Annotated in this window: 10 protein-coding genes and 2 pseudogenes; 7 read left to right on the top strand and 5 right to left on the bottom strand. The window is 65.6% G+C overall.

All coding sequences use genetic code 11. From position 1 onward, the window contains the following. On the top strand, window positions 1-803 hold an 803-nt coding region (locus tag T281_RS12090; protein WP_037239174.1), incomplete at its 5' end, for a phosphomethylpyrimidine synthase ThiC. Window positions 804-959: 156 nt separating this feature from the next. Here T281_RS12090 and T281_RS12085 read toward each other — a convergent pair. From T281_RS12085 to T281_RS12075, 3 genes are all read right to left on the bottom strand, one after another. Continuing rightward, window positions 960-1,403 (bottom strand): phosphate-starvation-inducible protein PsiE, encoded by a 444-nt coding sequence (locus tag T281_RS12085; protein ID WP_037239173.1) that lies wholly within the window; start codon window positions 1,401-1,403, stop codon window positions 960-962. After that, a complete protein-coding gene (locus tag T281_RS12080) occupies window positions 1,400-3,937 on the bottom strand; it encodes a mechanosensitive ion channel family protein (protein ID WP_037239172.1) in 2,538 nt (845 codons plus the stop codon). Before T281_RS12080 ends, T281_RS12085 begins: the two co-directional genes overlap by 4 nt. A 166-nt stretch (window positions 3,938-4,103) precedes the next feature. Beyond that, window positions 4,104-5,540 (bottom strand): NAD-dependent succinate-semialdehyde dehydrogenase, encoded by a 1,437-nt coding sequence (locus tag T281_RS12075; protein WP_199502382.1) that lies wholly within the window; start codon window positions 5,538-5,540, stop codon window positions 4,104-4,106. A 217-nt stretch (window positions 5,541-5,757) separates the two neighbouring features. On the opposite strand from T281_RS12075, the gene ggt reads away from it, so the two are divergent. The 3 genes and pseudogenes from ggt to T281_RS12060 form a co-directional block, all read left to right on the top strand. After that, complete coding sequence (gene ggt / locus T281_RS12070) at window positions 5,758-7,539, top strand: gamma-glutamyltransferase (protein ID WP_037239171.1); 1,782 nt, start codon at window positions 5,758-5,760, stop codon at window positions 7,537-7,539. A 259-nt stretch (window positions 7,540-7,798) separates the two neighbouring features. After that, entirely contained in the window at window positions 7,799-10,408 is a 2,610-nt protein-coding gene (locus tag T281_RS17830; protein ID WP_052037424.1) for a Y-family DNA polymerase, read from the top strand. After that, window positions 10,405-10,551 (top strand): annotated as a pseudogene (locus T281_RS12060) (PHP domain-containing protein); the annotation flags it as partial. The gene T281_RS17830 and the pseudogene T281_RS12060, both read left to right, overlap by 4 nt. A 122-nt stretch (window positions 10,552-10,673) precedes the next feature. On the opposite strand, the pseudogene T281_RS19905 reads toward T281_RS12060, so the two are convergent. Next, window positions 10,674-10,859: pseudogene (locus T281_RS19905) on the bottom strand (PHP domain-containing protein); the annotation flags it as partial. On the opposite strand from T281_RS19905, the gene T281_RS12055 reads away from it, so the two are divergent. From T281_RS12055 to T281_RS12045, 3 genes are all read left to right on the top strand, one after another. Further along, window positions 10,818-11,279 carry an OB-fold nucleic acid binding domain-containing protein gene (locus tag T281_RS12055; RefSeq protein ID WP_037239169.1) on the top strand — a complete coding sequence of 154 codons (462 nt, stop codon included), beginning with the start codon at window positions 10,818-10,820 and terminating at the stop codon, window positions 11,277-11,279. The pseudogene T281_RS19905 and the gene T281_RS12055 overlap by 42 nt on opposite strands. 132 nt (window positions 11,280-11,411) lie before the next feature. After that, window positions 11,412-11,783: a DUF1491 family protein gene (locus T281_RS12050; RefSeq protein ID WP_037239168.1), complete on the top strand. Its 372-nt coding sequence runs from the start codon at window positions 11,412-11,414 to the stop codon at window positions 11,781-11,783. 176 nt (window positions 11,784-11,959) lie between these two features. Further along, the gene (locus tag T281_RS12045) at window positions 11,960-13,543 is read left to right on the top strand and encodes a cisplatin damage response ATP-dependent DNA ligase (protein ID WP_037239167.1); all 1,584 of its coding nucleotides are present in this window, start codon (window positions 11,960-11,962) and stop codon (window positions 13,541-13,543) included. A gap of 31 nt (window positions 13,544-13,574) precedes the next feature. Here T281_RS12045 and tmk read toward each other — a convergent pair. Continuing rightward, the coding region (gene tmk, locus T281_RS12040; protein ID WP_037239166.1) for a dTMP kinase at window positions 13,575-14,264 on the bottom strand (690 nt) is incomplete at its 5' end.

The raw sequence follows: 14,264 nt of genomic DNA, 5'->3' as shown, positions 1-14,264 counted from the left end.
TCTACGAGCGCTTCGACGAGATTTGCGACATCATGCGCCGCTACGACGTGTCTTTCTCGCTCGGCGACGGCCTGCGCCCCGGCTCCATCGCGGACGCCAACGATGCTGCGCAGTTTGCTGAGCTTGAGACGCTCGGCGAACTGACCAAGGTGGCCTGGGCGAAAGGCTGCCAGGTGATGATCGAGGGGCCGGGCCACGTTCCGCTCCACAAGATCAAGGTGAACGTCGAGAAGCAGCTCGCGCTGTGTGGTGAAGCGCCGTTCTATACGCTTGGGCCGCTCGTCACCGACATCGCACCCGGCCACGACCACATCACGAGCGCCATCGGCGCGGCCATGATCGGCTGGTTCGGCACGGCGATGCTCTGCTACGTCACGCCGAAGGAGCACCTCGGCCTGCCCGACCGCGACGACGTGAAGGCGGGCGTGATCGCCTACAAGATCGCGGCGCACGCGGCCGACCTCGGCAAGGGCCATCCCGCCGCGCAGCTTCGAGACAATGCGATTTCCCGCGCGCGCTTCGAGTTCCGCTGGGAGGATCAGTTCAATCTCGGCCTCGACCCCGAGGGCAGCCGCGCCATGCATGACGAGACGCTGCCGAAGGACGCGCACAAGGCCGCGCATTTCTGTTCGATGTGCGGGCCGAAGTTCTGTTCGATGGAGATCACGCAGCAGGTGCGAGACTACGCCGCCACACTGAACGAAACGCCGGAGATGGCCGCACAGTCGGGCATGGATGAGATGAGCGAGAAGTTCAAGGAGTTGGGTGGGCAGGTCTACGTGGACTTGAAGACCACGTCGTAACGGCCCCCGTGCCGGGGTGGCGCTTTCGGACGGTTGCGCCCGCCGACGCTGTGACGAGCCGCTCGACCGTCACTCCACCCGTTCGTGGGAAGCTTGAGCTAAGACCCGGCCGCTCTGGCCGGGTCGGGATGTAACCGCAGCGCTTCCCCGCGGCACTCAGGCCGGTGGCATGGTTCCGCTGCCGCCCGCGCGGTCGTCGGGGGAAGATCCCCTTGGCGCTGGCGGTTTGATCGACGGGCGGAAATTAACGACCGCAGCGGCGATGGCCAGCATCAGGATCGCCCCCGATTCATAGATGATCGCGATCGGATCCTGCTCCTTCTGCAGAATTGCCACCCGCGCGATGGCCGTAATCGCGATGAAGATGGGTAGCGTGATCGGGATCTGCTTCGAGGTGATGTAAGCCGCTACCATGCCCAGCACCTCGACATAGAGGAACATGAGCAGCAGGTCCTGTAATCCGACATCGCGCTTCAGGCCGATGAGGTACATCTCCTTCAGGGCGCCGACCACGGTCAGGATCGCGATCACCACCAGGAAGAAGCTTTCCACCTGCTGGATCAGCTTGCCGACTTTCAAATTTTCCTCATCCCGGCTCATGACCCGATCCTCGGCAGAACGATCGGCGCGTTGTCCGCTGCCCCGTCCTTCTTGTCGTCGCGCGAAGCCAGGTATTGGCCCAAGGCCTCGCGCCAGAGTTCGGCCTCCTCGGGCGGCAAGGCCGGCGACCCGCTCTGCGGCATCTGAATTCCCTCTTTCCTGAAGGCCTCGATGATCGCCATGCGAAGCTCGGTCTTCGTGCCGGTTCCTTTGTTGAGGTCGTAGATATAAGCGAACAGCTTGAACTGAAGCGCATCGAGCGTGAAATCGTCGAGCGAAACGAACGGCTCGGGCGATGTCATCACCGCTACATGAGAGCGGGCGACGCCGAGCAGCACTTCCTTGATCTTGCGCGGATCGCTTCCGTGGACGGCCGCAACGGGGATAACCACACGCGTCGTGTTGTTGCGCAGCGTCCAGTTTTTCACGTTGCCGGTGATGAAGGAGGAGTTCGGAACCAGCACACTCGCGCGGTCGTAGGTTTCGATTTCGGTCGAGCGCACGCTGATCTTGCGCACTGTGCCTTCCTCGCCGCCGACCGTAACGAGATCGCCGACCTTGATCGGGCGTTCGGCCAGCAAGATGAGACCGCAGACGAAGTTGCTCACGACACTCTGCAAGCCGAAGCCGATGCCCACGGAGAACGCGCCGGCGACTATCGCGAGGTTCGAGAGGTTGAACCCTGCATAGGACAGCGCGATGAGCGCCGCAGCGCCAACGCCCATATAACCGACGCCCGTGCGGATCGAGTCACGCAGGCCGCCCGACAGACCGGCAGGCTTCAGAACCTGCGTGTCGAGCCAGCTCTGGAACAGACGCGCGGCGAAATAGCCGAGCACGAACACCACGATGGCCGCAAGGATCGCGGCGAGCGATACCTGCGTGTTGCCGATGCGGAAGCCGAAGAAGAGCTGATAATACCATTCGAGGATGTCGGCCCACGGATAGCCCCATTGCAGCAGGATGAGCGGGACCGCTCCGACAAGCACGATGAATTTGAGAAAGAGGCTCATCGGAACCGAGAAGCGTTCGCAGCGCTTCTGATCGATGCCGGTCGCCTTGATCCAGCCTCCGATTGCCGAGTTTTCGTCGCTCATGCCCTGGGCTACGCCGTCGGCCCATAGGAGCAGAATGTAAACGACGGCGAGGATCGAGCCGGTGACGATGAGTTGCTGCGCGAGGAAGCGCGACAGCGCGAGGTATCCCGAAAGGGCCGTCACCATAATAGCGGCGGTGAATAGCCAGACCGGCACCCGGAGCAGGTTCAGCCATGTGGTCGGCGGGAGCCCTTCGGACGTCTTGTCCCTGAGCGGCGTCTTGAGGATCGCAGCCACCAGCAGCGCAGCGAGGAGGTTCGCCGGGAGCGTGAACGCGAGCGTCAGCGAGAACGGAGCCTGGACCACGCGGGTGGCGGTGTAGATGAAGGTCGTCGCGCCATAGATAAGGGCGAGTGCGAGCATCAGCCCTGAAATCCGAACGGCGGCCCCCTCGGTGGCGGGGATGAGCCGCCATTGCGGGCGGCCGGGGGCGAACACGGTCGCGATAAGAGCATTCACCACCACGATCACGAGGATCGAGCGGGACGCCGAATAGAGCAGCCACTCAACCTTGTCCGGCATGGGCTGCGCCGCGCCAATCGCATGATAGAGGAAGACAAGCGGTACACATGCGGGCAGAACGCGCAGGACGATAACGCCCGCCGCCGTTGACGCGCGCCGCCAGAACGGCGGTTCGCCTTCCCCTGTCCATGTCCTCAGTTGGCGAATCCAGCGCCACGACAGTAACGACAGCCCGGCGAAAAGCGCGAGCGCTGTGCCGAACAGATAGAGTAGTTCGGACTGATCGTCGGAGTCCTTCCACCAGTTCCCGATCGTGCGTTCGACCCGATCGATGGCGATGTCCGCATAAGCGGGAACATTCTCCCATGTCTGCGTGGACCAGACGCCCTGCACCGGCTGGAAGAGATTGTTCGTGAAGTTCTTCCGGCGGATGTCCTGGATGGAGTTGATCTCCTGATTGACGCGCGAGTGCGTGTGGTCGAGCGTGGCGCGCGCCGAATTCAGGTGGCTGAGATGAAAGGTGAGGTCGGCGCGAAGCTGGGCGGCCTCGCCCGTCTCTGGCGGCTGGTCGGCGGCTGGTACGGCAGGGAGATTGCGCACCTGCTCGTCGATTGCCCGGATTGCGGGCTCCAGTTTCTTCCAGAACTCATCGGCTTCGACGCGGATCTTCAGGAGTTGATCGCGGAAGCCATCGAGCTCGGTGTAGCGCAGGCCGGGCTTGCGAAGCCGGTTCTCGATGTCGTCCAGCGTCTTGAGCCATTTTGCGGTCGTCCCGGCGATGTCCGCGCCGAAGGCATCGTTCGCACGCTTGATGACATCGGGCTTGTTCGCTTCGGGTGCAGCGGCGGGAGCAGGGGCAGCGGCAGCAGGAGCTGGCGGTTTCGAGGCGTCCGCCCCTTGCGCCATCGCGCCGCCATTCGTGAGAGCAAGCGCCGTCGCGAGAAAAACCGCAACGATCCAGTGCCGCAAAGCCATCGGTGCCAAATCCTTAGGAGATCGTGAAAATACAGGATGGCAGCTGTACTAGAGGGCAAGTTTGCGGGCAATAAGGCGGGGCGCGCCGTCAACCGTTCCGTGCGGCAGTTGCGGGGATCGCATGAGGCGAGCACCGCCTCGCGTGGGAGAGACGGCGCTGGCGTCGCTATTCGCGCACGTGCACGCTTTTGATGTTCACGAATTCGCGGATGCCGAACACGCCGCATTCACGGCCATAGCCCGAATGCTTCACGCCGCCGAACGGCATGCGCGGATCGGACCGGACGTTCTCGTTAACGAAGGCTATGCCCGCTTCGAGGTCGCGCGCCGCGATTTCCTCGCCGCGCCGGATGTCGCGCGTCAGCACGCCTGCGCCGAGGCCGAACTCGGAGTCGTTCGCGATGCGGATCGCGTCTTGCACGTCACGCGCCTCGATAATTGCGGCGACGGGGCCGAACACTTCTTCGTCATAAGCGGGCTGGCCGGGCTTCACATCGGTGAGCACGGTCGGCGGATACCACGCGCCGGGCCGGTCGGGCACCTCGCCGCCACATAGAAGCCGCGCGCCCTTCCCGATGCTCTCGCGCACCTGCCGGTGGATTTCGTCGCGCGCCTTCACGCTGACCATGGGGCCGAGTTTCGTCGCCGGGTCGAGCGGATCGCCCATGCGGATCGCGCTCATCTTCGCCGCGAGCCCCGTCTCGAAGGCTTCGCGTACCGGCGCGACCACGACGAAGCGCTTGCCCGCGATGCAGCTTTGACCGCCATTCACCATGCGCGCCGTCGCGGCGACGGTAGCGGCGTGATCGATGTCCGCATCTTCGAGCACGAGGTAGGCGTCGCTGCCGCCGAGTTCGAGCACGGTCTTCTTCAGATTGCGGCCCGCCGCCTCGGCCACCGCCTTGCCCGCCGCCACGCTGCCGGTGAGCGTCACCGCCGCGATGTCGGGGCTGTCGATCAGTTCCGCCGTGTCGCGGCCCGCGATCAGAATGGTGCGGAAAACATTGTCCGGCGCACCAGCCTCGCGAAACACGTCCTCGATGGCGAGGGCGCAGCCGGGAACGTTGCTCGCGTGCTTCAGCAGCACCGTGTTGCCCGCCATGAGCGCGGGCGCGGCGGCGCGGAACACCTGCCAAAAGGGGAAATTCCACGGCATCACCGCCAGCAGCGAGCCGAGCGGGTTGAATGTGACGTACGCGCGTCCGCCATCGAGCTTGACCGGCTCGTTAGCCAAAAACCTCTCGGCGTTCTCGACGAAATAATCGCAGTTGAATGCGCATTTCTCGATCTCCGCGAGCCCCTCGGTGACCGGCTTGCCCATCTCATCTGCCATCAGCCGCGCGAACTCGTCCTTCCGTTCGCGAAGGATGCGCGCGGCGGTGCCGATGATGATGCCACGCTCGGTGAACGATGTCCGGCGCCAATCGGGGAACGCCTCGCGCGCCTTGCCAGCGATGGCAAGCGCCTGCTCGCGCGTGTGGCCGTCATATGTGCGGCCTGGCTTGCCGGTCGCGGGATTCTCTGTCTTCAGCTTCGGTGCGCCGCCGCCTTCCCCGCCCTGTGCCGCCTTTGCCTCGTAACCGTGTTCCGCGTGATGCGTCATGATGGGCCTCGTAATTGAAACGTGCCCCGCCCTTTGCCTGAGAGTTCAACCGCTTTCGCAGCGCGGCGTTCCCGGCTCGGTTATTCGGCGATGAGGTAACTCTTTCCTTTTTCGGCCTCTCACACGAATGTCTATTTCCTGCTGCAAAGCAGTCGCGATTAAATCTAATCTGCCGGCATTCCATCAGCCTGCCCTCAACCTTACGGGCCACAGATCCATGCTGACTTCGATATCCGCACTTCGCCTTCTCTGCGCCGCGCTGGCCGTGGTCTCGGCCCTCGTTCCCTTCACGCCGCCCGCGCTGGCGCAAAAGGCGACCGATCCGGCAGCCGATGCGCTCATCGGCTTCGACGCGCGTTTCGTCCCCGCCGTAGCGGAAAACGGCATGGTGTCGGCGCAGGAAAAGGTTGCGGCGCAGGTCGGCGCGGACATCCTCAAGGCGGGTGGCAATGCCATCGACGCGGCCGTGGCCGTGGGCTTCGCGATGGCCGTCACGCATCCGCAGGCGGGCAATATCGGCGGCGGCGGCTTCATGCTCATCACGCTGGCGGACGGCCGGAAAATCGCGCTCGACTATCGCGAGACGGCACCCGCAGCGGCGACGCGCGACATGTTCCTCGACAATCGCGGCGCGGTCGACCGCGACAAGGCGCGCTACAGCCGCGCGTCGGCGGGCGTGCCGGGCACCGTGGCGGGCCTGCTCTATGCGCTCGAAAAATACGGCACGATGCCCCGCGACAAGATCATGGCGCCCGCGATCCGGCTCGCGGAAGAGGGCGTCGTGGTCCCTTACGGTCTCGCCTTTGCCTTCTCGCGGGCTAAAGACCGGCTGAAGAACGACCCGTCTTCGGCGCGCTACTTCCTGAATCCCGAAGGCCAGCCTTGGCGCATGGGCGAGGTGCTGCGCCAGCCCGATCTCGCGAAGACGCTGCGCACCATCAGCGAGCGCGGCGCGGCGGGCTTCTATGAGGGCGAAGTCGCCGAACTGATCGCCACCGAGATGAAGAAGAATGGCGGCCTCATCACCGAGGACGATCTCAAGGCCTACAAGCCCGTCGAGCGTGAGCCGGTGCGCGGCATCTATAATGGCTACGAAATCGTGTCCATGCCGCCGCCGTCTTCGGGGGGCGTCCACGTCATCCAGATGCTGAACATCCTCGAAGGGTTCGACCTGAAGGCGCTCGGCAGCGAGAGCGCGGACACTTATCACCGGCTCATCGAGGCGATGCGGCGCGCTTATGCCGACCGCGCGAAATATCTGGGCGACCCGGATTTCGTGACCGTGCCGGTGGCGGGACTGACGAACAAGGCCTATGCGGCGGAACTTCGCAAGGGCATCGACCTCGAACGCGCGGCGAGGTCAGCGGACGTGTCAGCGGGCAAGCCGCCCGCGCCCGAGGGCGAGCAGACGACGCATTTTTCGGTGATGGACAGGGCGGGCAACGCGGTCGCGAACACCTACACGCTGAACCTCGCCTTCGGCAGCGGCTATTCGGTCGATGGTGCGGGCTTCCTCCTCAACAACGAAATGGACGATTTCTCCGCGAAGGCGGGCGCGCCGAACGCCTTCGGCCTCACCGGCGACGAGGCGAACGCGATCGAGCCCAAAAAGCGCCCGCTGTCCTCGATGGCGCCGACCATCGTCATGAAGGACGGCGCGCCGTATCTCGTGACAGGCAGCCCCGGCGGCAGCACCATCATCACGGTGGTTTTGCAGCAAATCCTGAACGTGCTGACCTTCGACATGAACGTGGCCGAGGCCACCGCCGCGCCGCGCATCCATCACCAGTGGATGCCGGATAATGTCATCACCGAACGCGGCGTTTCGGATGATACATTGCGGCTTCTCGAAGCGCGCGGCTTCATATTGCCCAAGAACGCCGATGGCACGTTCCAGCACCGCGTGCTCGGCCGCGCCAATTCGATCATGAAGAAAGGCCCGCTGTTTCTTGGCGCGGCCGACCTGCGCGACGGCGACTCGGCGGCCATCGGATATTAAAGCGCACACGTTTTACGAGTGACGGCGCGCGCGCCGTCGCGACGCCGTTTGCGGCTTGCTCTCATGCGAGAACAAACTGATTGACGGGCGCGAATTTATGGTCCAAAACAAGAACAAAGCAGGATCATAATGTGTCATGAGCGTCAGCCCTCCAGATCATCGCGCCGAAAAGGCCACGCGGCCGCAAGCCGCTATGCGAGCCACAGCTTCAAACCGGCGTGCCGGGTCTGCGGCTTCCGGTGCTCTGGACGCGCTGAGGATGCAGGTCCGCGCCATCGAAGGCCACTATCTCGACGACGATCGGACGCCCCCCGTGCTGCCCTTCGCGGATGCGCGGCTGAATGCGCCACTGCCCGGCGGTGGGCTTTCGCTCGGCGCGCTGCATGAGTTCACCGCGAACGCGCTCGAAGCCGAACTTGCGCCATCGGTGACAGGTTTCGCGGCGACCGTGCTGGCAGCTCATTTGCGCGCGCGAGGCGGCGTCGCGCTGTGGGCCGCGAGCCAGACCGACTTTTACGCGCCCGGCCTTCGCCGCTTCGGCCTCGACCCGGCCCGCGTCGTCTTCGTGGACTGCCGAAAGGATGCCGAGGTGCTGGCCGTCATGGAAGAGGCGCTGCATTCGCGTGCCGTCGCCGCCGTGCTCGGCGAGGCGGGCGCACTCACGCTGAAAACCGGGCGCAGGCTTGACGCCGCCGCGCGGGCTTCAAACGCGCTCGCTCTCCTCATCCGCCGCCATGTGGTGAAGCCCGGAGGCGTGACCGGCGAGCCGAGCGGGGCCGCCTCACCCGCTGGCGCGTCGCCGCCGTCCCTTCGTCCGATGTCTTCGGCAGTCTCGGCCCGCCGCGCTGGCGCCTCGACCTCGACTATTGCCGCAATGGAAGAACCGCATCCTTTATCGTGGAGGCACTCGATGGCGCAGACGGGGACAGCTTTGACGCGAGCGACTGGCAAGCGGGCCATGTACGTGTGGTTGCCGAACTTCGCGATGACGCTCGCGCGGCTGAAGCGCCCGAGGCTCGCGAAGCGCCGCGAACCGCTCGCCCTGCTTGAAAAGCACGGCACCGTTCGCCGCATCGCCGCGCTCGACGGACCGGCCATCGAGGCGGGGCTCTACCTGCACCAGCCGTTGGCCGATGCGCTCGCCGTGTGCCCGAAACTCGTCACCGCGGACGCCGACCCAGCCGCCGAGGCCGACGCGCGCGCCGCACTCGCGCTGTGGGCGCAGCGCTATACGCCCGCGACTGCGCCCGCGCCATCAGGCCTGTGGCTCGACATCACCGGCTGCGCGCATCTCGTCGGCGACGAAGACGAACTCGCGGACGACCTGCTCGGCCGTCTCGAAGCGCGCGGCATCCCGGCCCGCGCCGCCATCGCGCCCACCTTCGGCGCGGCCTTCGCGCTCGCCCATCACGCCGAACGCTATGTGATCGCGGGCGACTTCGCCGCCGCCGGGGGCGCGCCGTCCCCCTTGTCGCAGCAGGCAACCCTGTTCGAGAGCGAGGAGGATCGGCGCGTGGAAGCCGGTCTCGCCGCCCTGCTCGCGCCGCTGCCCGTCGAGCGGCTGCGCATCGTCCCGGAAACCGCGAGCGTGCTGCGCAAGCTCGGCCTTTACACCATCGGCGACGTGCTGCCCTTGCCGCGCGCCAGTCTCGCGCGCCGCTTCCCCGACCTCCTGCCGCAACTCGACAAGGCGCTCGGCCGCGCCGACGAAGCCATCGATTTCCTGCGCGAGCCGACGCCCTGGCTCGAACGCCTGCGCTTCGCCGAGCCTTTGGCCGCGCCGGAGGACATCGAGCGTGTGACGCGCGCGTTGCTGGACATGTTGTGCCGCCGTCTCGAACGGGAGCGGCACGGCGGCCTCACCTTCGAGGTGAGCTTTTTCCGCGCCGATGGCGGTGTCGAAGGGCAAACTGTGACGACCGCGCTCCCCTGCCGCGATCCGGCCCGCGTGATGCGCCTATTCCGCGAGAAGCTGCCGCTGATCGATCCCGGCTTCGGCATCGATTCCGCCATGATCTTCGCCTCCAGGGTGGAGCCGCTCGAAGCGCGCCAGTCCAACATTTTGCGCAAGGTGCAGGGCGAAGCGAGCCTCGAAGACCTCGCGGCGCTGATCGACGGCATCGAAAACCGCTTCGGCGAGGGGCGCGTCTATCGCTTCGCACCGCGCGAAAGCCACATGCCGGAGCGTGCCGTGGCGAGGATACCGGCGCTCGCCGACGCGGCCGCAGCCTTTGCCGTCGCCGAAACCCCACGTCTGGCGGCGCAGGAAAAGGAGGCGGCGCCTTTCGCGCTCTGCGAAGCGCCGCGGGGCGCCATGCCTGAGCTGCGTTCGAGTAACGCCGGATCGCAGGACTATTCGGGCGCTTCTCTCTCGGCGCAAACAGGCGAAGCGATCGCGGCGACGCGTGCGCTCGCTTGCGCTGGGAAGAAGCCGTCGGCGCATGCTGCGCGCGGAGGCGAAACGCCGTCGCATCAGACCGGCGAAATCTCCCCTTCGGGCGGAAAAGTAGGGCCAAAGAGCCGTCGCGCTCCGAAGCAACCGGCTGCGGAGCCTTCGCCGTGGGAATTGCTGCCCGAGCGCCCCGTTCGCCTCTTCACACGGCCCCACCCCATCGATGTAACCGCCGCGCTCCCCGACGCGCCGCCGATGCTGTTCCGCTGGCGCAAGGTGGTCCACCGCATCGTGCGCGCCGACGGGCCGGAGCGCATTGCGTCCGAATGGTGGCGAGCGCTGCACGACGAAGATCGCGAGGTGCGCGATTATTATCGCGTGGAAAGCGCGCATGGCATGCGCTTCTGGGTTTATCGCGAGGGGGAATATGGCGGCGAGCGCCCGCCGCGCTGGTATCTGCATGGAGTGTTCGCATGAACGCGGGAGCCGTGCCGCGCTATGCCGAGCTTCAGGCCGCGACGAATTTTTCGTTTCTCGAAGGCGCGTCGCATCCGCACGAACTCGTGGCGCGCGCGGCAGAACTCGGCCTGTCCGCCATCGCGATCACGGACAGGAACTCGCGCGGACCATGCCCTGCGCCTGAAGCTCGGCGCGCATGAAGGCCATGGGGTGGTTGCGCAGGAACTGGCAAAGGCTTTGAAGGGCCTTGCTCCGAATGGGCTTGCGCGGCGGCGGATCGGGCCTCGCTTTTGATGACGCGGTCCGACTTCCCCAGCGTCAGAAGCCGGCACAGCCGCCCGTAAGCCGCGCGGTCGGTCGGATAGCACAGAAGGTCTGGCGCCCCGTCGACGAAGGATAGGCGGCAGCCGATGACAAGCTTCACACCATGTTCGCGGGCGGCGAGATGCGCGCGAACAACGCCCGCGAGGCCGTCGATCTCAAGACGCTGCCGAACGGGCGCTTCGTGACAATCGCAGGGGTCGTGCTGTTTCGCCAGCGCCCCGGCACCGCGAAGGGGACGATCTTCATGACTATTGAAGACGAGACAGGCGCGGCCAATCTCATCATATGGCCGAAGCTTTCCGAGACTTACCGCCGGGCCGTGTTCGGGGCGAAGGTGATCCTCTGCGAAGGGGTTCTGCAAAGGGAGAGCGGCGTCATCCATGTCGTGAGCCGCCGCCTGACCGATTTCACGCGGGTTCTCGGACGGCTGCAACCCGATGCAGACGCCTTCGCCGTCCGCTACGGGCGTGGCGACGAAGTGGCGCACGGAACGCGAGCCGCACGACGTAGTTCAAAGGTCAACGAGGACTGGACTCGCACCTTAAAAAGCCGCGATTTTCGCTAATGCTGACTTACATCCTTTCCTGTAGCCATGGGGATATAAGCCATTGCCGCAGGAGAAGGACGGTTGCACAATGACCAAGGCAAGGACCACGCTGGCGGAGCGTTTCGCCTTTTGCCGCAGTAGAGGGGGAGCATGCGCGTTAAATCTCACATCTGGGTGAGCGCTTATCTGCGCCGTCTGGACGCGGCGTTCATTCCCGGCGCACTGGTGCGTCACGGCGATGCGGATGCGGGCGCGATCTATATCAAGGTGGCCGCGCTCGACGGCACGGCCCAGATTTTCGCTCCGCTCTCGTCGCAGTTCGCCGAAATGGCGCAGGCGGGCACGCTTTTCGTGGAGGATGGCCGGGCGTGGCAGCCGATCTACACACCTCACGCGGCTGAGGCGGAAGCGGATGCCTATCTTGAACGGCAGGCGAGCCGCGACCCCGACATCTGGATTCTCGAAGTGGAAACGCCGCAGGGGCGGCACATGCTCGGAGCGACGGCAGCCGCCGTTTCCTGATCGAGGGTCCTCATGAGCCCGAGCGTTTCCGGCGAGGCAGATTTGTGGTTCGGCGTGATTCAGCAGGCGACAGCGTTTCACGTTGTTTGCGTTTGCATCGCCTTTGATCGGTCAAACCGCGTCCGGGTCGTTTCGCGCTAACGGTCGCTTATCCGAAATATAAGCATCTGAACGGTATGCAAGCCTTCGCCGCCCTTCTCGACCGGCTCTATTACACGCATGCGACGAACGACAAGGCTGCCGTGCTGAAGGCGTATCTCGCGCGGACGCCGGACCCGGATCGTGGCTTCACCGTCGGCGTCATCGCGGGCACGGTGACGTTCGAGCTGTTCAAGCGCGCGCTGGTGCGCGACCTCGTGGCGGAGCGCGTCGATCCGGTGCTTTTCGACCTCTCCTATGAGTATGTGGGCGAGATGTCGGAAACGGTGGCGCATATCTGGCCGCGCAATCCGCATCGCACGATCCTGAACCGCCTGCCGCCGCTTCACGAGGCGATCCACGAGTTTCGCTCGCGCAACAAGCCCGCTATCCGCGAGTATCTCGCGCTGCTGCTGGACAACATGACGCCGCCCGAGCGCTGGGCACTCCTGAAGCTCGGCACCAGCACGCTGCGCATCGGCATGTCGGCGCGCTCGGTGAAGCATGTGCTGGCGGAGTTCGGCGGCGTGGAGGTCGGCGAGATCGAGGAGGTGTGGCACGCGCAGACGCCGCCCTATCTCGACCTGTTCGCGTGGCTCGAAGGCCGCGCGCCGAAGCCGCTCTCGAAAGACGCGCTGACGTTCCACCCCGTGATGCTCGCGCACGCCATCGAAGACGCGGAGCTTGCCGCCATCACGCCGGACGCCTTCATGGCCGAATGGAAATATGACGGCATCCGCGTGCAGGTCGTATCGACGCCCGCAGGCAAGGCGCTGTTTTCGCGCACGGGCGATGACATTTCGGGCGCATTCCCCGATGTGCTCGCGCGCGTCGGCTTCCGCGGCGTGCTTGACGGCGAACTCGTCGTGCGCGAGGGCGACGCGATCGCGAGCTTCAACCACCTCCAGCAACGCCTCAACCGCAAGTCGCCCGATCCGAAGCTCATCGCGGCCTATCCGGGCCATGTCATCCTTTACGACGCGCTCGACATTGATGGCCGCGACCTGCGCGTGTCGCCACTCACCGAGCGCAAGGCCGAGATGGCGCGCTGGTTCGATGCGACGCGGCCTGAAGGCATGGAACTCGCCGCGCCGCTCGCATTCGCGTCGCCCGGCGACTTGCAGGCCCTTCGCGCGGAGGCGGCCACGCTCGCCTCGCCGCATATCGAGGGGCTGATGCTGAAGCGGCTCGACAGCACCTATGTCGCGGGGCGGCCCAAGGGCCTCTGGTACAAGTGGAAGCGCGACCCGATGCTCGTTGACGCCGTGGTGATGTACGCCCAGCGCGGCACGGGCAGGCGCTCGTCGTTCTACTCGGACTACACCTTCGGCCTCTGGCACGACGGTGCGCTCTCGCCCATCGGCAAGGCGTATTTCGGCTTCACCGACGAGGAACTGAAGGAGCTCGACAAGTGGGTGCGGCATCACACGGTGGCCCGCTTCGGGCCGGTCCGCGAGGTGGAAAAGGCGCTCGTGTTCGAGGTGGCGTTCGACGCTGTGCATCGCTCGACGCGGCACAAGTCGGGCGTGGCGCTGCGCTTCCCGCGCATCAACCGCATCCGCTGGGACAAGCCCGCGCGCGAGGCGGACGAGCTGAGCGCGCTTCTGAAGTGGGTGGATTAGGCATGACGGCGCGCCGGTGGCGCGTCGGTCGTTAGAGCTGGAAGCGGTCGCGGACGATGGACCAGACCCTATCCTCGACGCGGGTTGGCGTATCCGACGCGTCAACCAGCGCGCACCTCTCCGGCTCCGCCTTGGCGATGGCGAGGAACTCGGCACGCAAGCTGCGATGGAAGGCGAGATTCATTGTCTCGAAGCGATCCGGAGCGGGAGCGTCGATCGAGGGAGCGAGCGCGATAACGTCGCTGCCCGTCGCTGCACCGCGAAAGCCTTCAGCAGAGGCGGGGCGCTCCGCCCGTTCATCGGCGACAGCGGCCGGTGCCACGCCCTCGCGCAACCGCTCGGCCGCGCGCTTCAGGCCAAGTTCGGGCGGCAGGTCGAAAATCAGCGTGAGATCCGGCCTTGTGTCGCCCACCACGGCCTTGTCGATCGTCTCGATCACCGAAAGCGGCAAGCCGCCCGCCGCGCCCTGATAGGCGCGCGTCGAATCGCTGAAGCGGTCGCAGATGACCCATGTGCCGCGTTCAAGCGCCGGACGGATGCAGAGTTCGAGATGCGATTCCCGCGCGGCGTAGAACAGCACCGCCTCACCAAGCGCGCCGAAACGCTTCGCCTTGCCCGACAGCAGCACTTCGCGGATGGCTTCGGCGCGCGGCGTTCCGCCCGGCTCGCGCGTCAGGAGAACGTTGATCCCCTTGCGGCGGAGACGTTCCGCGAGCACCTT

Source organism: Rhodomicrobium udaipurense JA643, assembly GCF_000636015.1.
Lineage (GTDB): Bacteria > Pseudomonadota > Alphaproteobacteria > Rhizobiales > Rhodomicrobiaceae > Rhodomicrobium > Rhodomicrobium udaipurense.
This window is presented reverse-complemented; position numbering and strand designations above follow the sequence as displayed.